This is a genomic window from Paenibacillus sp. CF384 (assembly GCF_900106745.1).
Lineage (GTDB): Bacteria > Bacillota > Bacilli > Paenibacillales > Paenibacillaceae > Paenibacillus_Z.
In genome coordinates this window covers 218,619-244,556 of sequence record NZ_FNNV01000010.1, presented here as the reverse complement: position 1 = coordinate 244,556, position 25,938 = coordinate 218,619, and the positions used below count along the sequence as shown (strand labels likewise).

General features: G+C 52.0%; 21 protein-coding genes. 13 read left to right on the top strand and 8 right to left on the bottom strand.

What is annotated here, in order from left to right; all coding sequences use genetic code 11:
* Positions 1-32: 32 nt before the first annotated feature.
* A complete protein-coding gene (gene hemQ / locus BLW29_RS17910) occupies positions 33-779 on the bottom strand; it encodes a hydrogen peroxide-dependent heme synthase (protein ID WP_090982035.1) in 747 nt (248 codons plus the stop codon).
* Between the two features lie 156 nt (positions 780-935).
* Between hemQ and BLW29_RS17905 the strand changes: the two genes are divergently transcribed.
* The 4 genes from BLW29_RS17905 to dnaI all read left to right on the top strand — a co-directional run bounded on the left by BLW29_RS17905 (position 936) and on the right by dnaI (position 4,826).
* Positions 936-1,241 carry a YuiB family protein gene (locus tag BLW29_RS17905; RefSeq protein ID WP_090982033.1) on the top strand — a complete coding sequence of 102 codons (306 nt, stop codon included), beginning with the start codon at positions 936-938 and terminating at the stop codon, positions 1,239-1,241.
* Between the two features lie 89 nt (positions 1,242-1,330).
* The gene (locus BLW29_RS17900) at positions 1,331-2,215 is read left to right on the top strand and encodes an alpha/beta fold hydrolase (RefSeq protein WP_090982030.1); all 885 of its coding nucleotides are present in this window, start codon (positions 1,331-1,333) and stop codon (positions 2,213-2,215) included.
* Between the two features lie 112 nt (positions 2,216-2,327).
* Positions 2,328-3,848, top strand: coding sequence for a replication initiation and membrane attachment family protein (locus BLW29_RS17895; RefSeq protein WP_090982028.1), 1,521 nt, complete (start codon positions 2,328-2,330; stop codon positions 3,846-3,848).
* Between the two features lie 21 nt (positions 3,849-3,869).
* The gene (dnaI, locus tag BLW29_RS17890; RefSeq protein ID WP_090982026.1) at positions 3,870-4,826 is read left to right on the top strand and encodes a primosomal protein DnaI; all 957 of its coding nucleotides are present in this window, start codon (positions 3,870-3,872) and stop codon (positions 4,824-4,826) included.
* A 55-nt stretch (positions 4,827-4,881) separates the two neighbouring features.
* Here the strand turns inward: dnaI and BLW29_RS17885 are convergent, their stop codons facing one another.
* The 3 genes from BLW29_RS17885 to BLW29_RS17875 all read right to left on the bottom strand — a co-directional run bounded on the left by BLW29_RS17885 (position 4,882) and on the right by BLW29_RS17875 (position 11,479).
* A complete protein-coding gene (locus BLW29_RS17885; protein WP_090982023.1) occupies positions 4,882-6,423 on the bottom strand; it encodes an S-layer homology domain-containing protein in 1,542 nt (513 codons plus the stop codon).
* A gap of 18 nt (positions 6,424-6,441) precedes the next feature.
* Positions 6,442-10,302, bottom strand: a complete 3,861-nt coding sequence (locus BLW29_RS17880; RefSeq protein ID WP_256208703.1) for a bifunctional 2',3'-cyclic-nucleotide 2'-phosphodiesterase/3'-nucleotidase — start codon at positions 10,300-10,302, stop codon at positions 6,442-6,444.
* Between the two features lie 157 nt (positions 10,303-10,459).
* Positions 10,460-11,479, bottom strand: a complete 1,020-nt coding sequence (locus tag BLW29_RS17875) for a sulfate ABC transporter substrate-binding protein (RefSeq protein WP_090982021.1) — start codon at positions 11,477-11,479, stop codon at positions 10,460-10,462.
* Between the two features lie 384 nt (positions 11,480-11,863).
* On the opposite strand from BLW29_RS17875, the gene BLW29_RS17870 reads away from it, so the two are divergent.
* Genes BLW29_RS17870 through BLW29_RS17850 form a run of 5 tightly spaced genes read left to right on the top strand, consistent with a single transcriptional unit; the run spans position 11,864 to position 16,103 of the window.
* Positions 11,864-13,012: a sulfate ABC transporter substrate-binding protein gene (locus tag BLW29_RS17870; RefSeq protein WP_371264740.1), complete on the top strand. Its 1,149-nt coding sequence runs from the start codon at positions 11,864-11,866 to the stop codon at positions 13,010-13,012.
* A gap of 27 nt (positions 13,013-13,039) precedes the next feature.
* Positions 13,040-13,888, top strand: coding sequence for a sulfate ABC transporter permease subunit CysT (gene cysT / locus BLW29_RS17865; RefSeq protein WP_090982019.1), 849 nt, complete (start codon positions 13,040-13,042; stop codon positions 13,886-13,888).
* 13 nt (positions 13,889-13,901) lie between these two features.
* A complete protein-coding gene (gene cysW, locus BLW29_RS17860; protein WP_090982017.1) occupies positions 13,902-14,783 on the top strand; it encodes a sulfate ABC transporter permease subunit CysW in 882 nt (293 codons plus the stop codon).
* Between the two features lie 3 nt (positions 14,784-14,786).
* Positions 14,787-15,851, top strand: a complete 1,065-nt coding sequence (locus BLW29_RS17855; protein WP_090982015.1) for an ABC transporter ATP-binding protein — start codon at positions 14,787-14,789, stop codon at positions 15,849-15,851.
* Between the two features lie 21 nt (positions 15,852-15,872).
* Complete coding sequence (locus BLW29_RS17850) at positions 15,873-16,103, top strand: YezD family protein (protein ID WP_090982013.1); 231 nt, start codon at positions 15,873-15,875, stop codon at positions 16,101-16,103.
* A gap of 90 nt (positions 16,104-16,193) precedes the next feature.
* Here the strand turns inward: BLW29_RS17850 and BLW29_RS17845 are convergent, their stop codons facing one another.
* From BLW29_RS17845 to BLW29_RS17830, 4 genes are all read right to left on the bottom strand, one after another.
* Positions 16,194-18,461 (bottom strand): MMPL family transporter, encoded by a 2,268-nt coding sequence (locus BLW29_RS17845; protein WP_090982011.1) that lies wholly within the window; start codon positions 18,459-18,461, stop codon positions 16,194-16,196.
* Positions 18,462-18,541: 80 nt separating this feature from the next.
* Positions 18,542-19,141, bottom strand: coding sequence for a TetR/AcrR family transcriptional regulator (locus BLW29_RS17840; RefSeq protein WP_218147112.1), 600 nt, complete (start codon positions 19,139-19,141; stop codon positions 18,542-18,544).
* Positions 19,142-19,275: 134 nt separating this feature from the next.
* On the bottom strand, positions 19,276-20,382 hold the full coding sequence (rsgA, locus tag BLW29_RS17835) for a ribosome small subunit-dependent GTPase A (RefSeq protein ID WP_256208702.1): 1,107 nt from the start codon (positions 20,380-20,382) through the stop codon (positions 19,276-19,278).
* Between the two features lie 430 nt (positions 20,383-20,812).
* Entirely contained in the window at positions 20,813-20,959 is a 147-nt protein-coding gene (locus BLW29_RS17830; RefSeq protein WP_090982007.1) for a YqzM family protein, read from the bottom strand.
* 200 nt (positions 20,960-21,159) lie between these two features.
* On the opposite strand from BLW29_RS17830, the gene uvrC reads away from it, so the two are divergent.
* From uvrC to BLW29_RS17810, 4 genes are all read left to right on the top strand, one after another.
* Complete coding sequence (gene uvrC, locus BLW29_RS17825; RefSeq protein ID WP_090982005.1) at positions 21,160-23,121, top strand: excinuclease ABC subunit UvrC; 1,962 nt, start codon at positions 21,160-21,162, stop codon at positions 23,119-23,121.
* 82 nt (positions 23,122-23,203) lie between these two features.
* Positions 23,204-24,007, top strand: coding sequence for a GDSL-type esterase/lipase family protein (locus BLW29_RS17820; protein ID WP_090982003.1), 804 nt, complete (start codon positions 23,204-23,206; stop codon positions 24,005-24,007).
* Complete coding sequence (locus BLW29_RS17815; RefSeq protein WP_256208701.1) at positions 24,007-24,963, top strand: ABC transporter ATP-binding protein; 957 nt, start codon at positions 24,007-24,009, stop codon at positions 24,961-24,963. Before BLW29_RS17820 ends, BLW29_RS17815 begins: the two co-directional genes overlap by 1 nt.
* Entirely contained in the window at positions 24,956-25,933 is a 978-nt protein-coding gene (locus BLW29_RS17810) for an ABC transporter permease (protein ID WP_090982001.1), read from the top strand. Before BLW29_RS17815 ends, BLW29_RS17810 begins: the two co-directional genes overlap by 8 nt.
* The last annotated feature ends 5 nt before the right edge of the window (positions 25,934-25,938 follow it).

Sequence of the window (25,938 nt, the reverse complement as noted above, 5' to 3'; positions counted from 1 at the left end):
GTCCTGAGACGTTTCATCCGCTTTTTATCATTTTAGATGGCGAATAGCTCTTGCAGCTTCTCGTCGGTCATCCGATTGCCGAGATAGAAGTCGCCGAAGTCGCCGAAGCGCGCACTTACTTCATCGAAGCGCATTTCATAGACGAGTTTCTTGAACTGAAGCGCATCTTCCGCGAACAGCGTGACACCCCACTCCCAGTTGTCGAAACCGACCGAACCGGTAATGATTTGTTTGACTTTGCCTGCATAAGTGCGTCCGATCATCCCGTGGCTGCGCATCATGGTGCGGCGCTCGTCCATGCTGAGCATGTACCAGTTATCGTTGCCTTCGCGGCGTTTGTTCATCGGGTAGAAGCAGATATGGTTCCATTTTGGCAGAATCGGCTTCAGTCGAGCGAGAATTTCCGGATTTTGCATCGGATCGGTGCCTGGAGCTGCCATATAGTTGCTCAATTCCACCACACTTACATAAGAATGAGCCGGAACTGTGAATTGGGCGAAGGTTGTTTTGTTGAACGCATTCTCAATGGCATTCAGCTCCTCCAGTGTTTCGCGCAGATGCATCATGACGAAATCCGCTTTCTGGCCAACGATGGAATAGAATGCGGTGCTGCCTTGTTTATTATCTTCAATTGTCTGCCATTCGCTGAGGAAGGATTGAAGCTCGTCCAGCGCAATAGCGCGTTCGCCTTCATCCGCAAGCTTCCAAGCTGTCCAATCTATCGAGCGAAAATCGTGCAAGGCATACCAGCCTTCGAGCGTTTGTGCTGCTTCACTCATCTTGATCACTCCCTGTCATTTGTCTTTGTCGTTTACATTGTAACGTAACGCGGCAAAAGAGAGCAAATGACGGACTTGTGACAACACGCCTGAATGAATTGACTTCGGATGTGCCATCTACTACACTATTCGTAGCGAAAGGGGTAGACGACTCGGATGAACGGTGACGTTAATATTTTACAGCTGGTTATTGCGACTGTATTGTTCTTTGTAATGATGTTTGGAATCGGATTTATTCTGAATATGCTGCTTAAAACAACATTTATGCCGATTTACGCATTTATACTTGTACTTGTACCCCTGTTTGTGTGGCAAACATGGGATCATGCGAAGAGCTTTTCAGGCAATTTCACCTCCTTTACCTTTGTGGATATTTTGCCGGCAATCGGTGCGCTGATCGGCGCTTATGTAAGCGGAGCGACCATTCGTGCGCTGCGCAAAGGCGGATACAAAATGTTCTAAACATGAAACATCAAACGGCATGGCCATACTAAGGGAAATTCGCAATCAGCTTCTACATGGGCTGACAACGAAAGCCGAGGTGTTGCGCTATGCCGTTTTTGAATATTGGCGATACCGCACTGCATTATCATCAAGATGGTTCCGGGCTCGGGAAGCAAATGCCTATTCTTTGTGTGCATCCGCCTTGCTTGACCAGCCGCTTGTTTACTGCCGTGCAGGAGAAATTAACGGCGAGTACCAACCTAATCCGCTTCGATATTCGCGGTCATGGATACAGCGAGGCGGGCAGCGGAAGGCTGACACTTGCGTTAATAGCGGAAGATATGAGAAGGCTGCTCGATGGCCTCGGGGTGAAGCAAGCGTATGTGTGCTCCTATGGAGCAGGCTCGTTTCCGGCTCTGGAGGCCATGCTCGCTTATCCGGAGCGCTTCCTCGGCGGCGTCATTGTATCCGGCGCTTCCGCTTATACGGATATCGTCACCCGCTCGAAGCTGCAGGCTGCGTTCGTCTCCAGCATTCTCGGCCCGAAGGGACCCATAGCCTTCAAAGCGGCTTGGTCGGAGGCTGGGAGCAAATCCTCCTTCGAAGAGCTGCATACGGAAGCAAAGCTTGGCGACTCCGCGAAGTGGCGGGAATATACGTCTGCATGCTTGGATAGTTCCGTTCAGAAGCGGCTTCCTCAATTGAAGCAGCCCGTTCTCGTATTGTATGGAACCGCTGATAAGACCGGTCAGAATTATGCGGCCGATCTGAAGCGCCGACTCCCGAACAGCGAGCTGTATGGCATCATTGGAGCGGGGAGGCAGCTGCTTACGAAGGAGCCGGTTACGACAGCTTTCGTCATGACGCAGTGGCTGGCGAAACAGGAGCATCCTGAAATCGCGGATACGTTCGAAGAGCGAGAAGCCTTGCTGGATGAACTGATCAGCAAGGGCGTTCAAGAAGGAGCGGCTAACACGGCCAATCACCATTAGGTTTGCGAAAGTTCCCTCTAGCGGGGGAATTTTCTTTTTTCTGTGCCTCAAATGCAGGCCTCTTTTATGGTAAACTAGTAGGAAGAATAAAAGGCGGATGGAGTCAAATGAGATGCGGATCGGCAATTTGCACCACTTTACAGAGCATCATCGATGCTACATCTTTCGCGATTTTTCGCTGAGTGCGGTTGATCGCAAAATGGTCGGATTGATCTATCAATCTATGATCGGAGCGTTCGCGGCAGGTTTCTATCAGTTCCTATATCAGCAGGTTCCGGACGATCGGGTCGGTTATTCGCCGCTTGAAGCGCAGCGCAAACTGCTGCTGGGGTTAGGCCTCGAAATGAACGAGCGCGGCAGGCAAGATCTAATCAACCAAGCTTCCAAGCTTGAAGCGGTTGGCCTTCTGCAAGTGTCCAGGCTTGGCGTGCCGGACAATGACGATGTTGTTTATGAATACGAGTTGGTCAAGCCATTATCACCGGATGAATTTTTCGGAAGCCCTCATTTGACATTACTGCTTCGCGATAAGGTCGGCAAGCACTCCGTTATTGCCCTAAGGGAATCGTTCTATGCCAAGGAATCGGATGAACTTGCCAGCGTGGAGCTGCAGCGCGATAATATAACCGTACCTTTCTACGAGCTGTTCCGATTGAATACGCAAGGCATTGACTTGGAGCTCGAACAGGCGCTTACAGAAGTTGCACCGGCAAGACAGCCTGCACCTAAGCTGCCGCTGGAAACAGCCAACATCGGATATGGCGAAATCCTTATGCGTTTTCCACGCCAATCAGCAAACAGACATCATGTCGAGCGGCTGCGCGGTGATCATGATGCGGTTGCTCAATTGAATTACGTCGCTTATAAATACAATTTAACCGTCGTTGATTTAGTCCGGCTGCTTGATGAGGACAACGTATTCTCCGGCAAAGGCGAACTACTTATTGATGAACTCCAACTGAGGGCGAATCAAATGTACCGTCAAGATCGGAAGCGCACGGATGAGTGGCAGCGACTATATGGACGAGTGGCTGCGGCGAAAGCAGAACAAGGAGCGGACGACAGCGAAGAGCCGCCGGATGAAGTGGCCGTTCAAGCGGAGCACTACATGGAGGTTCCGACGCAGCTGGCGGGACGCTGCGACATTCATCAATACAATATGCTGATGCGGAATGAGCCGCACACGCGCTTTATTTCACGATTCTTCCCGGGAGCCGTCCCGGATTGGATGATTCGCGTCTTCGAGAAGATTGATCTTAATTATCGCATACAAGGTTCTGTTATTAACGTACTTATTCATTATGTCATCGTTCTAAATGATTCTCAGCGCGTTACGGAAGCGTATATCGACCGTGTCGCATCCAATATGCTTGTCAAAGGAATTGACTCGTTCGAGAAAGCAGTAGGCTATGTGCGTGACCAGGTGAAGCTCGAGAGCGACAAAGAACGCCGCCGCGACGGCGTGCAGCAGACTCCGAGAGGGAATACGGGGGGCGGTTCCGGTGCGCCGCGCGGACGCCGTAAACCGGCGATTCCGATCATGCCCGAAGCGCCAAGCGGAACGCCGCTTTCAGCGGAGGAGATGGAGGAAATCCGGCGAATGGCTCGCAAGCTGGATGGGAAAACGACGTAATCGAGGTGAAGGTTTATGGGAATGGAATCGCTGGGTGATTTGCTCAAGCAGATGCCGGGAGGCGGAAGCGCATTAAGGCAAGCGGATAAATTAATGGAAGAACTGCTTGCTGACCCACTCGTCGGCAAGCTTCGTTCCAAATATCCGGAGCTGGACAATGAAACAATACGGCTTAATTTAAATAAAATCTATCAATGCACCAAAGAATTTCGGGTTTGCAGCAACTGTCCTGGACTTGACCAATGTCCGAATGATTTTGAAGGACATTATACGGAGCTCAGCTGTGAAACAGTTGGCGGCCAGGTGCAGTTGAACGATCGCAAAGTGACTTGCAAGAAGCTCATTGCCAGACAAAGCGAGAACAAGATCCGAAGCCGCATCCGCAGCTTCTACGTCGATGATCGGGCATTGTTAGAAGGTTACTCCGCGGATGAGATCGTGTCGAAGGATATCGAACGGATGAAAGCTGTCGGTCAGATTATCAAGTACATTAACGTGACCAAGGATAGCGGACTCCAGAAGGAAGGGCTCTATTTAACGGGTTCTTTCGGCACGGGGAAGACGTTCCTTATGTGCTACATGCTCCATGAGCTGGCCAAGGCGGGTTTCACTGGCGCGATTGTGTACATGCCGGAGTTTGTGGAAGACTTGAAATCGCTGATGCTGGAGCAAGGCAAGCTGAAGGAAACGGTGGATCTTATGAAGGAGACGGATCTTCTGATCTTCGATGATATCGGAGCGGAGAACCTGAATCCTTGGGTAAGGGATCATGTTCTTGGTGCCATTCTGAATTACCGGATGAACCGCAAGCCGACGTTCTACACGTCCAATTACGGGTTGGATGCCATTGAACAGCACTTTAGCTTTACGAACAAAGACGGTGATGAGCTGCACAAGGGGCAGCGTCTGATGGATCGAATTCGGCCGTACGTCCAACCGGTTCATGTGACCGGCCACAATAAGCGCGGTCTTCGTTGATCGCCGCATATACAGTAGAAGAGCCTGCCGTCAATATGACGGCAGGCTCTTTGTATTACGCGCGAAACAGTAAGTTGTAGAGCACCTGTGCGGATTCTGCACGTGTTGTATGGCTGCGAGGGGAGAAGAGTTGATTGCTGCCAACCATAAGCCCTTCATGAACGGCGGCTTCAACCGCTTCTTTCGCCCAGCTGCTGATGGCATTCTTGTCTTTGAATGAATCGATGTCAGTGGCGCTGCCACTGGCTTGACCATGCTGTTTCTCATAGACGCGAGTAATCATGAGGGCCATTTCTTCGCGAGTAATCGGTTTAGTCGGTTCAAACTTCCCAGCACCGGCGCCGGATGTGATGTCGTTCTCGTAAGCCGCAGCAGTCGCTTCAGCATACCAGCTGCCCGCTTTGATGTCGGTAAACGGCGCCTCGCCTGTCGCTTTCAGCCCAAGAGCGCGAACGAGCATCGTAACAAACTCGGCACGCGTTACATTGGCTTTCGGACCGAAGCTGTCTGTGGATATGCCTTGCACGACATGCTTCGCAGTCAGCTCTTCGATCACATCGGCTGCCCAATGAGTCGTTGGTACATCGGCAAACTTCTTCGTATACGAGAACACGCCATATTGACTGAAATGGCCTACTTCAGCGGTTAGTATGTTTCCTTTGAGGGTCCCGCCAATGTACTCGATAACACCGCCATCCGAGAGATAGTAAATCCCGGCGAGGCGGGCATCCGCGCCTTCGGACAGCTGAAGCTGCAGCGTGACCGGCTTCGTGAAGCTGCTAAGCTTCTTCTTGGAGCCATCCTTGAATACGATCGCAAGGATCAGCTCAATGACTTGGCCTTGCGGCTTAATGCCGGTACCGGCTTCACCGAGCTTAGCAACAGCAGCTAGGGCTTCACTGCTTGTCAGCTTGCTGAATTGCAGCGAGAGGCTGGCATCCTTATCGGAGCCGGCTAGCTCGGAGAGAGCGCTTAGCACTTCCTTCGGCAGCGTGACGGTTCCATTCGGAAGCAGAATACGGAAGCTGTTATTGCCGATGGTTGGAATAACGGATGCCGGAATTTGCAGGTCCGACTTGGCGGCAGTGACCTTGCTAGCATCCAAAGTAGCTATGCCATTAACCGCGGAGGACACATCGGACGGCTTGAATGGAACGGTCGTCACGCCATCAGGAGCTGCGGGATTCCCATTATCCACAGGAGATGAAGGAATGCCGCTGCCGTTTGAGACCACAGTAATTGTCCTGGTCGAGACGTCCGTACCTTGTCCGGCGATAACCTGAAAGCTGCTGCCGACTGCTGCGGCACTAGGTAGTTGAAATGATGTGCTATAACGGCCATCGGCAGACTTCACAATGTCGAAGAATAGGATTGTACTGTCCGGACTGATGACCTTTACGATGACTTCGGCGGCATTAGTCGTGCCGCTGATCGAAACCGAACTGCCGGCAGCGACACTAGCTGCAGCGTCAATTGTCGTGCCAGCAGCAGCTTGCGATGAACTCTCAGCATAGGCAGCAGCTAACGGAGCTGCGACAGGCACAGCCAGCGCGAGTGACAAAGACAATGCCGTTAACAGGAATGCGTTTCTCTTCAACTTGATGCTCCTTTCTAGTTATGGAGTTGTCGTTATATTCGTGATGCGGCCTTTCACAGCTGCGGTAATGGTTCCGTAATTGAACGTTTTCAACACGTAACTGTAGAAAGCATCAATATCGGTCGACCCCGCTGTCGGCTGCTTGCCTTGCGTTAGAATCGTATAGTTGTCGCCGCCGGCTGCCATGAAATTATTGACTACCGCCGTGTATTCAGCCGTATCGGTAATTGCGGTGCCATCTTCTTTCGTCAAGGAGACGACTCGCTCGGCAATCGGTTTACTGAAATCGGCCGTATACTTGAGCCCGGAGATTTGCAGTGTTTTCGTGCTGGCTGCCGTTTCTCCCCATTGCTGCTGCAGCAAGGTCTTAATCTGCGCGCCTGTCAACGTCATCTTAATGAGCTGATTTCCGAAAGGCTGAATACGGAACAGATCGGAGTAGAGCACATTGCCAAGCGGCAAATCAGCGCGGATACCACCCGGGTTCATGAATGCGAAATCGGTTTGCATCGCATCCTTCATGGCATCGGCGATCAGGCTGCCAAGCGCAATTTCTTGCGTATAGGCATTATCTTTCTTATAGGCAACCTCAGTGAGGCCTACCGGCAGGGAAAGCTCAGGATGTCTGTCAAGGGCTGCTTGTACCATTGCACTAACCGCAGCATCCGGTGTGATGCCTGCTTGATTGACGTCGACAATCGTCGCTTCCTTCTTCACGATATCATGTGTTTGCGGATCGATTTCAAGATCAACGTCGGCAAATGCCGTACCATAAGAGTAGGCTTGGAAAACGAGCTTGTTGTCGACGATTCCGTTTACTTTGGCATGGTTGTCGCCAGCGAAAATAACGTCTACCTCGTCACTTACGGCATTGGCAAGGTCAGCTGCCTCGCCGGTAATTGTCGTACCGCTTTGTGAAGCGGGGTCGTGAGCAAGCACCACGATCGCTTCGACGCCTTGGGCGGTTAATTCATCAACGGCCGCGTTTACCACGGGAGCTTGATCCACGATATTGACCGGTGCAAGCGCGGAAGGAGAAACTTTGCTTGGCGTCAGCATCGTGACAACACCGATGAAGCCGATTCGTTCCCCGCCAACCTCCTCAATGACATATGGGGCAATAATAGGTTCGCCTGTCACTTTGTCGAGCACATTGGCATTGATATAATCGATCTTCGTTTTTGCATGCGTAATGCTCGTATTGATTGGATCTGGACCGCCATTCAATTGAGCCATGAGTGCAGGAATACCTTGATCAAACTCATGATTACCGAGCGTTCCGACTTTGAAGCCGAGCAGTTCTAGAAAATCGAGAGTAGGCTTATCGCGCTCCAGCGATGACACCGGCGAGCTTGCACCTACGGCATCACCGTTATGGACGAGCAAGGTGTTTGCCGGGTTATCTGCCTCGTGCTGCTTGAGGTAAGTTGCCAAGTAAGCTGCACCACCTAGAACGTTGCCTCCCGCTACGGTAGAGTAGTCCAACTGACCGTGGAAATCATTAATACCTAACAGCTGTACCTTCACATTCTCTCTTGGCTGCGTTACATCGCCGTGAAGATCAAGCTTGTAGATGCCGAATCCTTTTTCGTCCGTACGATCGAGGGACGTGATCCTTGGATTAGCACTCAAGTATGTTTTGGCTGCCGGAGAAGTCGTAAACGTGACGTTAACATCGCCTTGAACAGGTGCAATCGACCAGTTGTTGTCAGCGGCCGGATTAATTGTACCTTGCTCCGAGATGTAGTCCATCAGAATTTGGCGATTCTCGCTAGCGGAATCCAGTACGAGCGGCGCACCTTTCACACCAGGGAAGTTACCTCCGCCGAAAACACGGTAATTGTTGCTGACCACGATGAATTCTTGATCGGGATCAACTGGTTTCCCGTTGTAAAGCAGGTTAACAATCCGGCTGGATGCAGCATCGTTAATCGTACCGTCTTTGGTGTACTTGGCCGGTTTAGTGACATCTACCTGATACGTGACGCCATCCATGACATCGAAGTTGAATACCGGAAAGGACGAATTCAACAGCGGCTGCTCGGTTGTTTTGCTCGGATCGATCTGATTGAACATACCGGCAGACATCTCTAGCCATTCCTTCACGACGGAGCCTTTCACTTTAATGGCTTTCAGCGTATTGTCGTAGAGATACAGATCACTGGCGCTCTTAATGGCAAGATCGCCTGCCTTAATATCCGTATATTCGCTTGGGCCGTTGCGGCCGGCTTTGAACGGAGCGCCTACAGATAGAATCGGAAGATCCTTGTCCGGGGAATTGTTCGTAATCAGTTCCTGCTGCACGTACCATTTCTGAGCTTGCGTGACGATTTGAACGGAAGGGTCATCCTGGACGAGTGCAAAGTAGCTGTAAATAGGAGCTGACGTTTGACCGATTGCTTGGTTCGCATACGCGATTGTCGCTGCATGCTCGGATTTAATCGCATTTACGACCGCAGGGTCCGCATCAGCGAGCGGTAGCTTATTGACGGTGTCATAGATATATTTGTTGGAGGATTGCGAATTCGTAACCTTCCATTTGCCGTTTGTTTTGTTCAGGATAAGGTCGATGATGCCAAGATTGGCGCCGCCGAAACCAGCTTGTACAGCCGCAACGCCGTTGATTGTGCCTTTCGCATTATCGACGCCGGGAAGCGGGTTGCCGCTCGCGTCCTTGAAGAGCGGATCAAGCGCGCTGACACTGGCAGCAGGGAAAACCTTATGGGTATGCGAGAACGTAATGGCGTCGATGCCTGCCACTTGACTGAGCGGGTAAACCGCATCCTCAGCACCTTTACCTGCCTCAGCATTAACGTTAAAGCCGGAGTGCGTGAGGGCAACAACGACCTCTGCGCCTTCAGCGCGCATAAGAGGAACGAATTTCTCGGCTGTCGCCACGATATCCTTCGCAGTGACTTTTCCTTCGAGATTGCCTTTATCCCAGTCCATGATTTGAGGCGTCACGAGACCAATGAAGCCTACTTTTACCGTCTGCGATTGACCGTTCTCGTCCTTGAACGTTTTGTCCATAATGACATACGGCTTGTACTTATTGACGTCGTTGCTTGGATCGGCATCGTGATCGTCCACATAGACGTTCGCATTGACATAAGGAAATGCAGCGTCATCGATAGTTTCATTTAAATAATCAAGCCCGTAATTGAATTCATGATTGCCGAAGGTTGCAATATCGTAGCCCATCAGGTTCATGGCTTTATAGGCAGGATGGACGTCGCCGTCTTGGAGCGGCGCTACTTTGGCCATATACGTGCCGAGCGGCGTGCCTTGCAGCAAATCGCCGTTATCGACAAGCAGCGCATTCTTCACCTCTGAGCGTGCTTGCTTCACCAAAGTGGCTGTTTTGACTAGACCGACATTCTCAGCGGGAGCATCCTTGTAATAATCATAGTTCATGAAATTGGTGTGTACATCCGTCGTTTCCATGATGCGCAGCTTCAAGGTCGAACCGATCGTGATCGGATCAGCCAGACTATTGCCCACCTCAGTGAGCTTTCCGTTATAGGAATCCACGACAAATACTTTGACGGACAGGCTGCTTCCGGTCTTATTGAAATGCGCGGTCACTTTCTCGCTGCCCACAATATCCTTTGTCAGAGCTGCAATTCCGATCGGTTCAGTGCCATCGAACAGTTCAAAAATAACCGTTTCTTCCCCGGCATGTTCTACGCTAGAAGGCGTCACAACGGCACTTGCCAATACGCCGCCCGAAGTATCCATGGCTGCGTCCGTAATCGTAAATGCTCGCTCATCGGCGGCTTGTGCGTGTACAGGGGTCGGAAGGTAAGATGATGTCAGAAAGCCTGCGAGAAGGGAGGCGGCAATTGCAGCCCGCGACATTCTCTTGCGAATATGAACCATTTTCTAGTAACTCCACCTTTCAATAGGGATAAGAAAAGTGTAACAACTAAGGTATTAAATTGGGCTAAAGATATTATTCAATTCTTGTAAATTAGGGAATGTATAGAAAAAAAACCGTACATCGGTTAGGATGTACGGTTTTTGGCCTGAGATGCGATTATGGTTTGTAAATATCGTCGAACACGCCGCCATCGCTAAAGAACTTCGTTTGTGCTTTGTTCCAGCCGCCGAAATCGCGGATGTTCGTAAGCTCGACGTTTTTGAAGTTTTTCGTAAATTCAGCAGCGATTTTCGTATTCGTCGGACGGTAGAAGTTCTGAGCAACGATACGCTGTCCGGCATTTGTGTAGAGATAGTCGAGATAGGCTTTAGCTACTTCACGTGTACCGTGTTTCTCAGCGTTCTTCGTAACGACAGCAACCGGCGGCTCCGCAAGGATGCTATAGGAAGGGGTTACGATTTCAAAATCCTTGCCATGCTCCTTGAGCGCTAGGTAAGCTTCGTTCTCCCATGCCAGCAGCACATCGCCGATTCCGCGTTCAACAAACGTCGTTGTCGAGCCGCGAGCACCGGAATCCAGTACAGGCACGTTCTTGAACAGCTTGGTTACGAATTCCGTAGCTTTCGCTTCACTGTTGTTATTGTGTTTCAAAGCATAGCCCCATGCAGCAAGGAAGTTCCAGCGTGCGCCGCCGCTTGTTTTGGGATTCGGTGTAATGACGGACACTTTATTCTTAACCAGATCGCTCCAGTCTTTGATCTTCTTCGGGTTCCCTTTGCGTACCAGGAAGACGATTGTGGATGTGTATGGCGAACTGTTCTTCGCAAACCGCGATTCCCAGCCGTCATTAATCAGGCCCGTTTTCTGAATGGCATCGATGTCGTAAGCAAGAGCAAGTGTAACAACATCGGCTTGCAGCCCATCGATAACAGAACGAGCTTGTGCGCCGGAGCCGCCATGTGATTGTTTAATGGTAACTTTCTGTCCGGTTCTGGCTTTCCAATAAGAAGCGAAGGCTTTATTGTACTGCACGTACAGCTCACGGGTCGGATCGTACGAGACGTTCAGCAGCTCGATATCCGGTTTGGCCGGTTTGGTTACGGCTGCAAAGCTGGTGGAGGATAAGGATAGGATTAATGCCAGTACGGTGATCGTGAGTAGCAGTTTTTTCTTCATATACAACTCTCCCTTTATTATAGTGCTCCATCCCGATCTGACTGATTGGACAAAAAAAGGAGGCCCAGGCAGCGTGCATCCATGAAGAGAAACTTCAGGCTGCTGTTACTTGCCGGGGCCTCCGGTGGACCGGTGGGCTCGATGGATTTATCATAAGCTGACAATTCCTACCTGTCAACTATGAATTTGGATGGCAGCTAAAATAAGCAAAACTTATCTATTTCATAAAAATGTTAAAAAAATGATTGACAGGACAGCTTGTCCGTTGCTATCATCATCCCATAACCAACTAAACAGGTAGGATTAATTCTATTTCAACTACCGGTCAACGCGGAGTGGAAAAGCGTTAGTTATCTGAAAAAAGATGATGAGAGGTGCTTTTACATGACAAACATGAAAAAGAAGAATGCCAAGTTAACGCTCCACACGCTGTTGATCTTTATCGTATTTTCCCTCGCGCTGACAGGCTGCGGATGGGACTCCAATTCCCCATCGAACACGAATCAAACCACTACGAATACAGGTGCTGCCAATAATACCAATGCAGACGGTACAGAACCAGCAGCCGATAATGCGGCAAACACGGAATCTACTGAGCCGATCGAGCTGCTGAATGTTTCTTACGACCCGACGCGTGAATTATATGAAGCTTACAATAAACTGTTCGCCGATTATTGGGAGAAAGAGCATGGCCAGAAAGTCACGATCAAACAATCGCATGCCGGCTCTGGCGCTCAATCGCGGGCGGTCATTGACGGACTCAAAGCCGATGTCGTGACACTTGCTCTTGGCTATGATATCGATGCAATTGCTGATAAGGGTCTAATTGACAAGGATTGGCAGCAGCAGTTCGAGAACAACAGCGCGCCATATACATCGACGATCGTGTTCCTGGTTCGCAAAGGCAACCCGAAACAGATCAAGGATTGGAACGACCTGGTGAAACCCGGTGTGGAAGTCATCACGCCAAATCCGAAAACAAGCGGCGGCGCACGCTGGAACTATCTCGCGGCATGGGGCTACGCGCTTAAACAGAACAATGATGACGAATCCAAAGCGCAAGAATTCGTATCTAAGCTATTCAAAAACGTACCTGTACTCGATTCCGGGGCACGCGGATCGACAACGACCTTCGTAGAGAAGGGCATCGGCGATGTGCTGCTCGCTTGGGAGAACGAAGCACTGCTTTCCGTGAAAGAGCTTGGCCCGGATAAATTCGATATTGTCTATCCTTCCATCAGTATTCTTGCAGAACCGCCGGTTGCCATTGTCGATAAGAACGTCGATAAGAAAGGCTCGCGCACCGTTGCGGAAGCTTACCTGGATTACCTCTACACCGAAGAAGCACAGAAGCTAGTTGCACAGAATTTCTACCGCCCGCAGCTGGCATCGGTAGCGGAGCAGTACGCGGAGCAATTCCCGGAAATGACCTTGCTGAATATCAACGATGATTTCGGCGGCTGGGCTGTTGCACAGAAGAAGCATTTTGCAGACGGCGGCGTATTTGATCAAATCTACGCACCCGGCTCATAAGCGAATCGACAGGAGCTGACTCTTCTTATGAAAAGTTCCACTTCAAGCAAAGCGAAGCCGCGCAGCATATTGCCGGGTTTCGGACTTTCCCTTGGATTCACCATTTTCTACTTGAGCGTACTGGTCATTATCCCGTTAGCCGGTATCTTCATTAAAACATCCGGTTTAACGCCGGCACAGTTTTGGGATACGGTGTCTAATGCACGGGTAATCGCATCCTACAAAATCAGTTTCTTAACCTCCTTCTATGCTGCACTAATTAATCTCGTATTCGGACTCGTCGTTGCCTGGGTGCTGGTACGCTACAAATTTCCGGGGAAAAAGCTGGTCGACAGCCTGATTGATTTGCCCTTTGCACTGCCGACCGCAGTTGCCGGTATTGCATTGACCGCAATCTATGCACCAAACGGCTGGATCGGTTCTTTGCTTGAACCGCTTGGTATCAAAGTGGCTTTCACGCCGCTTGGCATTACGTTAGCGCTTATCTTTATCGGATTGCCTTTCGTCGTACGGACCGTGCAGCCCGTTCTGCAGGATCTGGATAACGAGGTGGAGGAAGCAGCCGTCATGCTCGGCGCATTCCGCTGGCGGACGTTCCGCCGGGTCATTCTGCCGGAGCTGATCCCGCCGCTGCTCACCGGATTTGCGCTTGCTTTTGCCAGGGGGATTGGCGAATACGGTTCGGTCGTCTTCATCTCCGGCAACATGCCGATGAAAACCGAAATCGCGCCGCTCCTCATCATGACGAAGCTTGAGCAGTACGATTACAAGGGAGCAACCGCCATCGCGCTTGTCATGCTGGTTGCATCCTTCGTGCTTCTTCTGTTAATCAATTACTTGCAATGGCGGAGCAATCGCCGCGTTATTGCGGAATAGGAGCGTGTAAACTATGGCTGGTGCAGTTACGGTTCATTTAACCGAGAAGTCCGCGCAGCGTCCGAAACATATTAACGAGTCTGCCGGCATTCGAATAGTACTCATCTCCGTCGCGCTGCTGTTCCTGGTGCTTGTGGTGCTGCTGCCGCTGCTGTCGGTTTTTATTGAAGCATTCAAACGCGGAGCAGACGTCTATGTAGCCGCGCTGAAGGATCCCGATGCTTGGTCGGCACTGAGGCTGACTTTATTGACGGCAGTCATTGCGGTACCACTTAACGTAGTATTCGGCGTTGCCGCCGCTTGGGCGATCAGCAAGTTCCGGTTTCGGGGCAAAAACGTACTTATTACGCTGATTGATTTACCTTTTGCCGTATCACCGGTCATCTCGGGTCTGGTCTTCGTGTTATTGTTCGGTGCACAAGGCTTCCTCGGACCGTGGTTGTCGGATCATAATATCCAGATTATCTTCGCATTGCCCGGTATCGTGCTTGCGACGACATTCGTTACGTTCCCGTTCGTCGCACGTGAACTGATCCCGCTGATGCAGGCGCAGGGCGTACAGGAAGAGGAAGCCGCCGCAAGCCTTGGCGCGAAGGGCTGGCAAATTTTCTGGCGCGTTACGCTCCCTAATATCAAATGGGGATTGCTCTACGGCATCATCCTCTGTAATGCGAGAGCGATGGGGGAGTTCGGGGCGGTATCGGTCGTATCCGGTCATATCCGCGGCGAGACCAACACGCTTCCGCTGCACATTGAAATTCTGTATAACGAGTATCAATTCTCTGCATCGTTCGCGGTGGCTTCCTTGCTGGTGATGATGGCATTGCTGACGCTGGTCGTGAAGAGCTTCATCGAATGGAAAACGGCGCAGAAAACGCCGAAAGAGGAGGGCTAAGAAATGCATATTGAGGTTCGCAACATCAATAAATCCTTTCATGGCCATCAAGCCGTCAATGATGTCAGCTTCTCGATTGAACGCGGCAAGCTGATCGGCCTGCTTGGACCGAGCGGCGGCGGCAAATCAACGCTGCTTCGTATATTAGCGGGACTCGAGACACCGGATTCCGGCGATATCTTCATTAACGGGAAGCGGGTAAACGATGTTCAGCCGCAGCTTAGAGGAATCGGCTTTGTATTTCAAAATTACGCCTTGTTTAAACATATGACCGTGTTCGATAATATCGCGTTTGGACTGACGATTCGTAAGGCCGGTAAAGCCGAGATCAAGGAACGCGTCGGGGAGCTGCTAGACTTGACGGGGCTTCGAGGCTTCGAGCATCGCTATCCGCATCAGCTCTCGGGCGGACAAAGGCAGCGGGTGGCATTCGCAAGAGCGCTAGCTCCCAAGCCGGATCTGCTGCTGCTCGACGAGCCATTCGCGGCGATTGACGCGAAAGTGCGCAAGGAGCTTCGCACTTGGCTGAAGCAGCTGATCAGCACGCTTGGCATCACTTCTATCTTCGTCACGCATGACCAAGACGAGGCGGTCGAGGTAGCGGACGAAATGCTGATCGTTCAGCAAGGAAAGCTGGAGCAGCAAGGGTCGCCCGTTCATATTTATACCGATCCGCAAACCGCATTCGTGGCTGGCTTTATCGGTCACTCCAGTGTGGTGGAGCAGCCTAGCGACCTTCGCGGCTTCGGCGGTTCCTCCTTGGCAGAGGGCGCTAAAGCGCTCATCCGTCCGGAGTTTGTCGAGGTAGGGCGCGAGCGGGAAATTCCGTTCCCATCCGCTGCCGAGAAAGGCAAGGTTCGGCATATTTTCTTCCGCGGCGCTCATTTGGAGCTCGATGTGGAAGTGGGCAGCAATCGGTTGTCGGCACACCGTTCTCTGGATCAAGAGCCGCTGCAGCCGGGTGATGAAGTTTCCGTCCTTATTCATCGTTTATACGTTATTACTGACAAGTCGGCGACGATCGTGGAGAATCCACTGAAGATCGATCCGCTGCCAGTTCATATTTAATTCGTCCGGGAGGGATTTATAATGGCAAAGCCAATCGTACTGGATCAAGAATGGTTAGAGCGCATAGCAACACAGGTAAATGGGCTTGAATATGGTTCGGTGCTCATTACGGTTCATGACGGCAGAGTCGTCCAGATCGACCGTACAGAGCGCAAGCGGTTCGATGCGGCGACTGCCAAAACCGGGCAAACGGGGCAACAACGACAAGAACCAACAAACAGCACCGATAAGTTGAAGGCTGTTAACGGATAGGACATATCGAGATTGAAGAAGCGCCGGACCACTCGTGATGACGAGTGACCCGGCGCTTTTTGCTGATTTCTTAGGGAGGGCTAATATTCGTTAAGATTCGTTACTTATGTGTGTTGATCGATCGGCTTTCGAAGCAGCAGCAGGCCAGAAGGCAGCTCGACCGCAAAGTACGGTTATCGCGGGAACGAGGAACGGTCTTACGATAAACGTATCCAGCAGCACCCCGATTGCCGTTATTGTGCCGAACTGCACAAGCACTTGGATTGGCAAAGTCGCCAGCACAGCGAATGTACCTGCAAGAATCAGTCCTGCCGAGGTGATGACGGAGCCGGTCTGTGACACGCCTTCTTTCACCGCTTGGCGCAAGGGCATGTGACGTGCTTTCTTCCAAATGCTCGAAATCATGAAGATGTTGTAATCCTCGCCGAGCGCAACGATAAAGACAAAGGAATACAGCGGAATGAGTCCCTGAATGGCTTCTGTGCCGAACAAGTAATGAAGTACCACCCAGCCGAGTCCGAGTGCGCTGTAGTAGGACAACAGTACCGTTGCTATCAAATAGAGCATCGCGACGAAGGAACGCAAGTAGGCGAGCAATAGAATCGCGATGAGAATCAAGATGGCCGGAATGATGAGCTTCGCATCATCGCCGGTAGTTTGCTTGGTGTCGTACTGCTCTGCGGTTTGCCCGCCGATCCATACCTGCTTCGCGGTATCGGCTGTGCTGTCGCTCGTCGTCGCAGTCAGTGCTTGTTCTGCTGCATGCCGCAGCTGCGGGATATGATCGATCGCTTCGATGGAATACGGATTTACTGCCAATTCGACTTCAAATCGGAGCAGATCCGAATTCGATGCGCCTTGGACCGGATCGGTTACTTTCTTCACGAAAGGAAGAGCAGCCAATGCGGAGTGAACCGCCTCGCCTTGTTCGGCGGACTTCGTCTCTGCAATCACTTGCACAGGTGCGAGCTCTCCTGCATTGAAATGATCGGCAATGAGGGTAAAGCCTTCTCGTGACGGCGAATCCGCCGGGAATGACGAGAGCGTGTCGAATGTGTATTTGATCTGGGTAGCAAAAATAACACAGATGACCAGGATAATTGTCGTTATCACCGCAATTCGCTTCGGCTTACGGACAACGAATTCGCCCAGTCGATCGCCAAGGGTCTGGCGCGATTGTAGAGCTGGCGCGGCTTTACCTTTCTTCTTCGCTCGGGCGGCAGCCATTTCTGGCGTTCTTGGAATGAACGGGTAGAAGGATGCTCGGCCCAGTAGGCTGAGGAGCGCGGGTACGAGCGTCAAGCTGGCGATCATCATAATCAGAATGGCTAAGCTGAACGGAACAGCGAAGCGTTGAATGCTGCCGAACTCAGCCAGCAGCAGGACGAGCAGGGAGAAGACAACCGTTAGTCCGCTCATGGCAATGGCGCCGGAAGAGCCGCTGAAGGCGCGCTTCAATGCGGTGAACGTATGGCCTTCTTCCTTTAATTCGCTGCGGAACCTTGCAATTAGGAAGAGGCAGTAGTCGGTTCCGGCCCCGAACAGCAGCACGGTCATAATGGACAAGCTCTGGGAATCGTAAGCGATCCAGCCCTGATCCGCCATCCAGCCTAACAGCGGTGTGATAGCGCCATATGCGAATCCGACTGCAATAAGTGGAATGAGAGCAAGTACCGGCGAACGGTAGATGAGCAGCAGGAAGAGCAGAACCAGAAATACGGTAGCAAGAAGCAAGGAAACGTCAGCGCTCTTAAACAAACCTGTTGCGTCTACTGAGATACCGACAGGTCCGGATGCTCGTACGGCAAGGTCGCTGCTGCCGGATTCGTCTGCAAGCTTGGTTTGAAACGGATTTCCTGCATCCTTGAAGATAAGTGCGGTTTCTTTCTCGATCTGGGTCAAGCCTTCTTTGAGTCCGTCGCTGCCTGCGGTCTTATCGAACAGGACAGGCTGAACTAACGTCGTTCCGTCCTCAGAAACTTGCTGCTTCAGCGCCGGAAGCGGCAGCTTATCAAGCGGGACGACACTTTCCTGATGAGGGACAGGATGTGCAGCGAGCTGCTTCGCCAGCTGCTGAATGCCAGTCAGATCCGCATCCGTAATCCCGTTTGCGCGATACCAGGTTAATAGTGCGGGAATGCCGGTTTCGGATGGGAACTGCTCGGCGATCAGCTTCTCGGCTTGAACCGATGGTTTGTTCGCATCGAAGTTCGCCAGCGTATCGTCCTTCAGCTCTGAAGAACTAGGCAGCGTCATGTTGAGCAGAGCGACAATAATGATCCAGGCGGCAAGCGTCAGCCAGCGGCCTCGTTTGCCTCCGACTGCTTGCGTAAATGTTTCGAGCCATTTGATTACCATGTGGATGTATTCATCTCCTTTTGATTTTCACTTATCAAGCGATAAGTGATAGGTAGAAAAAAAGGGCTATTCAGGCCGCCCTACGCCGAAGGTGGCGGGGTGGCCGATAGTCCGAATAACAATACGTTGATGAGCATTTGGGCTTGATCATCCCAATTTTTCTTTGTGTCTGCTGTGCTTGCCGCAGAAACGGTAGAGGCAGCGGCCAAAGTCTGATTGATGAGCCCCATCAAGAGCCGCGCTGATTTCTCGGCATCAATGCCGAACTGAGCCGAGCTGCGCAGCTGTCCATCGTGCTGGCCTGCTTCGAATACGGTAATCAGCGGCGTAAGATACGCGCTGCGCCACAGCTCATAGATGATGCGCTGAGACTCCGGAGCAAGCTCATGCCGGATATCGTGCATCATCCGGCTGAGATCCTCGGGGTGACTTGCGAGCATATAGGCAGTGATCCGGTAGAGGCGATGCCTGACATCTGTTTCTCTTTGAATGATGCCGTCGAGCACGCTTCGGGTGCCTTCGCACACCGAGCGCATGACATCCACGTATAGCGCTTGCTTATCCTTGAAGTGGTGATATAAGGCAGGCTGAGTTAAGCCGCAGGCATCGGCGATTTGTCGCGTGGATACGGCGCGGTAACCGAGCTCCATAAACAGCTCCTTCGCCGTTCTAATAATCATGGCGCGTGTCTCTTGTGATTGATTGGATTTGTTGGCTGCCATTGCGGTGGAGATTCCTTTCCAGCTCTATCATCAGCTTATCGCTTGATAAGTCGCTTGCTAAGATCATACTACTCAGCCCATCGCCAGTCAAATCAGTCGATGTCCAGCTTGTGCTTCACGTAGCTTGTGCGTGCTTCGATCCGTTTATCTGCGCTTTTCTTCTGCCGTTTGCTGACGGACTGCTCTTTGCGCGCTTGATGCGCCAGCTCTCGACCGGTTTTCTTGTAGCTCTCGTAGCGGCGCTCGTCGAGCGCGCCGCTGCGCAGCGCTTCCTTCACGGCGCAGCCTTGCTCCGCTTGATGGCGGCAATCGCGGAAACGGCAGGTCTCTGCGATCGCTTCGATATCGGAGAACGCTTCCTGCCAACCGTCATCGGCTTCCCACAGCTGCAGCTCGCGCATCCCCGGCGTATCCATCATGATGACGCCGCCCGGAAGCGGGAACAGTTCGCGATGCGTAGTGGTATGGCGGCCGCGCGCATCATCCTCGCGGATGCCTTGCACGCGCTGCAGGTCTCCGCCGGCCAGCCAGTTCAGCAGCGTCGATTTGCCGACGCCGGATGAGCCGGTTACGGCAATGGTGCGGCCTTGGAGCATATAAGGGGAGAGCGATTCGCGGCCTTCGTTCTCCAGCGCGCTGACTGCATGGACAGGAACTCCCGGTGCCGCGGCCTCAACTTCAGCGACTCTGCGCTCCGTATCGGTGCAGAGATCCGCTTTCGTCAGCAGCACGACAGGCGTTGCGCCGCTTTCCCAGGCTGCGATGAGGTAACGTTCGATCTTACGGACGTTGTAATCGCCGTTGAGCGCATTGACGATGAAGAGGGTGTCGATGTTCGTGCCAATGACCTGTTCTTCCGGCACGTTGCCGGCTGCACGGCGAATCATCGCCGAGCGCCGCGGCAGGATACTGTGAATAATGGCACGCTGCTCACCGGGTAACGATTGTACGGCGACCCAATCGCCGACGGCAGGAAACTCGCTGCGTGATGCAGCTTGGAATTGAAATTTGCCACTGACTTCAGCGGCGTATTCGCCGGCGTCGGTCATGATGCGGTAACGATTCGTAAATTGAGCCACGACTCGTGCAGGCTCAAGGCTTACGCCGCTGCCGCTTTTGCCGCCGATACTGTTGCCGGACACTTGGGTAAAAGCATTCTCCCAGTATTCATTCCAGCCGTAGTCCTTCAGCTCGTTCATGTTCGAGCTCTCTTGCATGGGATGGTTCATGTTCAAAGTTGGTGTACCCCTTTATTAGTTGGATTGGTGTGGATGGATAACAAAAAAGACCGCAGGAAATAAACTCCTGCGGTCTTCGCTCTGATACGTTGTACGTACCGAAACGGACACAAAAAAAACCGCAAGAAACCGGATTACGGTCTCTTGCGGCGGCTTGGGCGATTACAAATAAACTAGGGCTATGTCCTTAGCTTACTGCGTAACTCCCGTACTTGATCCGTCTGAGACCGATGCAACTGCAACTACTTCTTGAACGTTCATGACATTAGCTACCATTTGACATCAGCCTCCTTAGTTATCGTTAGTTGTCATTCTATGCGCTTCGAAGCGCCTTGTCAACTCATTCCATTAAAATGGCCTTGCTCCCGGATTCCGAGGCAAGGCCACATTATTACGAAATGATGAATTTGATAATCACCGCAGCGGCGAAAATAACGAACAGCAGTCCAAAGAATCCGCCAAAGCCAAGTGCAACGTCGAATAGATCGTCGCGCGGTTCCTCGTTCAAATGCTCACGTGGGTCTCTTACATTTTCCATCGTTTCAACTTCCTCCTTAGACAACAACGATTGCTCCCCCTAGTATACCCAACTTCCAGAATAATTGTAAAGTCGGAGGTCGTGACAATTGTGAGGCGAATTTGTGCCGAAAGCCACTTCTAAGCAAGCCGAGTTCTACCGCAAAATCAGGCTCATTGTGGTACAATAAACGGTAGCCATGTGCCGGGAGGAGGACGACAATGGAGGATCAACCGAGAACGGAATCAGCCGCTGACAAGCGCCTTGCCGAAGAGCGAATTCGCAGTAAGCTGGCATTGCTGCCGGATCAGTCGGGCTGTTATTTGATGAAAGATGCCGAAGGCACCATCATTTATGTCGGCAAAGCTAAGGTTCTGAAGAACCGAGTACGTTCGTATTTTAACGGCAGTCATAACGGAAAGACATTGCGGCTCGTTTCCTTAATCCGCGATTTCGAATACATTGTAACATCGAGCAATATGGAAGCGTTGATCCTGGAATGCAACCTGATAAAACAATATCATCCCCGTTATAACGTCCTGCTCAAGGATGACAAGACCTTCCCGTATATCAAAATAACGAGTGAAGCGCATCCGAAGCTTGAGGTCACGCGCCGGATCGTCAAAGATAAAGGCAAATACTTCGGACCGTATCCGAATGCATTCGCGGCTACTCAAACGAAGAAGCTGCTGGACCGGTTATATCCGCTGCGCAAATGCGGCACGCTGCCGGACAAGGTATGTTTGTATTATCACATCGGGCAATGCGTTGCGCCATGCGAGTTCGATATTGCGCCGGGCACGTACGAGAACATGGTGCAAGAGATCACCAAGTTCTTAAATGGCGGTCATGATGAAGTGAAGAAGACGCTGCAGGCTAAGATGGAATCCGCCGCGGAGCTGATGGAATTCGAGCGTGCGAAAGAATACCGCGATCAGTTGATTGCCATCGATGCTGTCATGGAGAAGCAGAAGATTACGCTCAACGATGCGATGGACCGCGATGTCTTCGGTTATGCGATCGAGAAAGGCTGGATGTGCGTACAAATTATGTACATGCGGCAAGGGAAGCTGATCGAGCGAAGAGCGACGACATTCCCGTATTACGGCACGGCGTATGATGATTTCATGACGTTCGTGACGCAGTATTATTCGGAAAATCCGGCGCTGCCGAAGGAAATTTTCTTGCCTTCCCCGCCGCAGGAAGCGGAGCTGGAAACAGCTGCGAGCGTGCAGGAGTCAGGCGTAGAATACATGGTGGAGGCCGTTCCTGCTGAGCATCATGCCGAGGGCGATGAGCAAGGTGAGCCGGAAGCAGGTTCAGTGGAGGCCGAGCTGCGAAATTCCTTGCAGAAATGGCTGAAGGTGAAGGTGTTCATGCCGCTGCGCGGACGCAAACGCGATGTCGTTACGATGGCAGTAAACAATGCGAAGGTGACGCTGGATGAGAAATTCAAGCTGATCGAGCGGGATGAGGAGCGCACCTTCAGAGCATCAGAAGGGCTGGCGGAAGCGCTGGGTCTGCCGCAGGTTCGCCGCATCGAAGCGTTCGATAATTCGAACATTCAAGGGACGGATCCCGTCTCGGCCATGGTCGTCTTCATGGATGGCAAGCCGGATAAGAAGGAATATCGCAAGTACAAGGTCAAGACGGTCGTCGGACCGGATGATTACGGGACGATGCGTGAAGTCATCCGCCGCCGCTATGAGCGTGTGCTGAAGGAAGAGCTTCCGCTGCCGGATCTGATTATTGTCGACGGCGGTCGCGGTCAGATCTCCGCAGCACTCGATATTCTGGAGAATGAGCTTGGCTTGATGGTACCGGTGTGCGGACTTGTGAAGGACACCAAACATAAAACAGCGCAGCTTATGACAGGGGATCCGCCAGAAGTGGTGCCGCTGCCGCGTGACAGCCAGGAATTCTACTTGCTGCAGCGCATTCAAGACGAGGTTCACCGTTTTGCGATTACGTTCCACCGCGAGCAGCGGGGCAAATCGATGGTGGCGTCGAAGCTGGACTCGATTCCGGGCATCGGAGAGAAGCGGCGCAAGGCGCTGCTGAAGCATTTTGGCTCCATTAAGAAAATAAGGGAAGCCGCCATTGAAGACTTCCGGCCGCTGTCGATTGGCGAGAAGCTTGCCTCTCAAATCATTGAAGCGCTGAAGGAAGAACAGCAGGAATAAGACCTAACGGACGAGAACGCCAGCTCCATAATGAGCTGGCGTTTTTGTGAAACAGTTACCTGAATGGGCGGAGGAATGCAGGATGAAAGGGAAATGGATTCAAGGTCTCATGGTCGTTTCCGCCATATCCGGATTTGTCTGGTTGGGCGGGCTGGCATGGACGATGCAGGATTATTTTACCGGGAAGTCCGGCAAGGATTCTGTCCCGGTATCGACCGCGGAAGAATCGCCGACTCCGATTGTGGATGACGGGAAGTTCCGCGTCGTGGCACTCGGCGACTCCCTTACTCGCGGAGCCGGCGACCCGGAAGGCAAAGGGTACATAGGGTACATGGTGGACGAGCTGAAGACGAAGGCGGCGGGTCAAGAAATTCTTGTCAAGAACTACGGCGTTAATGGGCTGCGTACACCAGAATTGACCGCATCGCTGGACAAGCCTGACGTACGCAATGAGCTTAAGGCGGCGGATGTCATCGTAATCAGTACCGGCGGCAACGATCTGTTCCAAGGCGGCGAGACGCTTGGCAACTTGGATCCTTCCAACATCGCTGGGATTCAAGAAGCTTATGCGGAGCAGCTGAATCTTGTGCTCAAGGACATTCGAGCCGTCAATTCTGCCTCGAAGCTCTTCCTAATCGGGTTATACAATCCGTTCATCGCCTTAAAGGAAACACAGACAACGACCAAGATCGTACGGGATTGGAATTACCAAACGGCAGAAACCGCGGCCAAATACACGGACACCGTGCTCGTGCCGACGATGGACCTCTTTCAGTTGAAGGTCCAGAATTATCTAGCCAGAGATCAGTTCCATCCGAATGCTGAAGGCTACAAGCTCATCGGGGAACGGGTCGCGTCGCTCATCACATGGGAGGGGGAGCGCTAATGATCAGCAAGGCTGCGGGTGCGGGTATGACTGCTGCAAGCGATAAAGAAGAGATTACTTTAGCTGTCCAAGGACTCCGTAAAGTGATCGGCAAGCGGGAAATTATCCAAGGGCTCGACTTCGAGCTGAAACGAGGCGAGGTGTTCGGCTTTCTGGGGCCTAACGGAGCGGGCAAGACGACGACCATTCGCATGCTCGTCGGTTTAATCAAGCCAACAGCCGGAACGATAAGAATTTGCGGTTACGATCTGCAAAGAGAGTTTTCAGAAGCGACCGGGAACATGGGCTGCATCGTGGAGAATCCTGAGCTGTACAGTTTCTTGAGCGGCTGGGGAAATTTACACTATTTTGCCCGCATGATGCCGGGTATCGACGAGGCAAGGATCATAGAGGTTGTAGAGCTTGTCGGGCTGACAGCACGGATTCACGATAAAGTGAAGACCTATTCGCTTGGTATGAGGCAACGACTGGGAATTGCGCAAGCGCTGCTCGGGAAGCCGAAGCTGCTCATCCTAGATGAGCCGACGAACGGACTGGATCCGTCGGGCATTCGGGAGATGAGGGAGTTTATTCGTTATTTGGCCGAACGCGAAGGACTCTCCGTGCTGGTATCGAGCCATCTGCTAAGCGAAATCCAATTGATGTGTGACCGTGTTGCTATCCTATCGAAGGGCCGCGTCATTCGAGTCGATACGGTAGACAACCTATTAGCTCAGCAAGAGAGAGTCAGCTGGCGACTTCAGCCGATGAGTAAGGGAGAAGCATTGCTTCGGGAGTTGGCTGGCTCAGCAGAGGTACAGGGAGAGATGGTGCTGACGCCCTATATCGAGGATGAGATCGGACGGTGGAACATGGCGCTAGTCGAGTCCGGTGTCACCGTAACCGAGATGAGCCGCAAACTGCCTTCGCTCGAGGACCTGTTCCTTGAGCTGACGGGAGGGGAAAGCATTGGTTAACCTCGTTTATAACGAGATGATTAAGATCACAGGCAAACGCAGGTTGTTCGTCGTCGCGCTAATCATCGCGATTCTGATCTCATTGTTCACTTATGCTCAGTATCAGCAGGCGGCGGAGAACCTGAAGCGCTTCGGCGATGTCGATTGGCGCACCGCGCTTGAGCAGCGAATCGCCGGCTGGGAAGCCCGGCTTGCTAATGGCGGAGGACGCGGCGACGAAGGTGAGCTGAAGCTGCGCATTGCCCAGCAGCAGTACTACCTGGATCAGAATGTCAACCCATCGGAACCGGGCGCACCAACTTTTGTACGCGGCTTCGTCGAGAATGGCATTTCGCTTCTGCTGCCGCTCATGATGATGATTGTCGCCGCAGACCTCGTTTCCTCCGAACACAGTTCAGGCACGATTAAAGTGTTACTGACCCGCTCCGTAAAGCGTTGGCGAATACTGCTTAGCAAATATTTAGCACTCCTGTTATCGGTCTCGATTATCATTACATTGTTCGGCTTGTTGTCGGCGATTATTTCGGGTATCGTATTTGGCTTTCAAGGCTGGGATGCGCCGGTTCTGACCGGCTTCTCGGTGACAGGCGGAGAGCTTGATACATCCGCTGTGCGAATCATACCCCAGTGGGAGTTCATTCTCATGGAGATGGGACTCGCCTGGTTTGTCTCTGTTGTGGTGGCGACCATCACCTTCATGTTATCCGTTCTGGTTCGCACAACCGCTGCGGTCATGGGAATCATGCTGGCTTGTCTTATTGCGGGCACTATTCTAAGGTCGATGGTCGGTTCTTGGGAAACAGCGAAGTACTTGTTCATGGTCAACTTGGAGTTGATCGATTACTTGCAGGATGCCGAACCGCCGATTGCGGGGATGTCGCTTGGTTTCTCGCTGCTGGTGCTGCTGCTCTGGGGAATCGGTGCTTTAATCGTATCATTCTTTTCCTTCACGCGGCGAGACGTTTATTAGCAGTC

Bases quoted from the DNA above. Each gene is read 5' to 3' on its own strand.
- BLW29_RS17840 (WP_218147112.1), bottom strand. From the start codon at position 19,141: ATGATTATTAGAACGGCGAAGGAGCTGTTTATGGAGCTCGGTTACCGC.
- BLW29_RS17895 (WP_090982028.1), top strand. From the start codon at position 2,328: ATGCGGATCGGCAATTTGCACCACTTTACAGAGCATCATCGATGCTAC.
- BLW29_RS17900 (WP_090982030.1), top strand. From the start codon at position 1,331: ATGCCGTTTTTGAATATTGGCGATACCGCACTGCATTATCATCAAGAT.
- BLW29_RS17875 (WP_090982021.1), bottom strand. From the start codon at position 11,479: ATGAAGAAAAAACTGCTACTCACGATCACCGTACTGGCATTAATCCTA.
- BLW29_RS17815 (WP_256208701.1), top strand. From the start codon at position 24,007: ATGATCAGCAAGGCTGCGGGTGCGGGTATGACTGCTGCAAGCGATAAA.
- BLW29_RS17870 (WP_371264740.1), top strand. From the start codon at position 11,864: ATGACAAACATGAAAAAGAAGAATGCCAAGTTAACGCTCCACACGCTG.
- BLW29_RS17905 (WP_090982033.1), top strand. From the start codon at position 936: ATGAACGGTGACGTTAATATTTTACAGCTGGTTATTGCGACTGTATTG.
- cysW (WP_090982017.1), top strand. From the start codon at position 13,902: ATGGCTGGTGCAGTTACGGTTCATTTAACCGAGAAGTCCGCGCAGCGT.
- dnaI (WP_090982026.1), top strand. From the start codon at position 3,870: ATGGAATCGCTGGGTGATTTGCTCAAGCAGATGCCGGGAGGCGGAAGC.
- BLW29_RS17880 (WP_256208703.1), bottom strand. From the start codon at position 10,302: ATGGTTCATATTCGCAAGAGAATGTCGCGGGCTGCAATTGCCGCCTCC.
- hemQ (WP_090982035.1), bottom strand. From the start codon at position 779: ATGAGTGAAGCAGCACAAACGCTCGAAGGCTGGTATGCCTTGCACGAT.
- BLW29_RS17820 (WP_090982003.1), top strand. From the start codon at position 23,204: ATGAAAGGGAAATGGATTCAAGGTCTCATGGTCGTTTCCGCCATATCC.
- uvrC (WP_090982005.1), top strand. From the start codon at position 21,160: ATGGAGGATCAACCGAGAACGGAATCAGCCGCTGACAAGCGCCTTGCC.
- BLW29_RS17830 (WP_090982007.1), bottom strand. From the start codon at position 20,959: ATGGAAAATGTAAGAGACCCACGTGAGCATTTGAACGAGGAACCGCGC.
- BLW29_RS17855 (WP_090982015.1), top strand. From the start codon at position 14,787: ATGCATATTGAGGTTCGCAACATCAATAAATCCTTTCATGGCCATCAA.
- BLW29_RS17845 (WP_090982011.1), bottom strand. From the start codon at position 18,461: ATGGTAATCAAATGGCTCGAAACATTTACGCAAGCAGTCGGAGGCAAA.
- BLW29_RS17850 (WP_090982013.1), top strand. From the start codon at position 15,873: ATGGCAAAGCCAATCGTACTGGATCAAGAATGGTTAGAGCGCATAGCA.
- cysT (WP_090982019.1), top strand. From the start codon at position 13,040: ATGAAAAGTTCCACTTCAAGCAAAGCGAAGCCGCGCAGCATATTGCCG.
- rsgA (WP_256208702.1), bottom strand. From the start codon at position 20,382: ATGAACGAGCTGAAGGACTACGGCTGGAATGAATACTGGGAGAATGCT.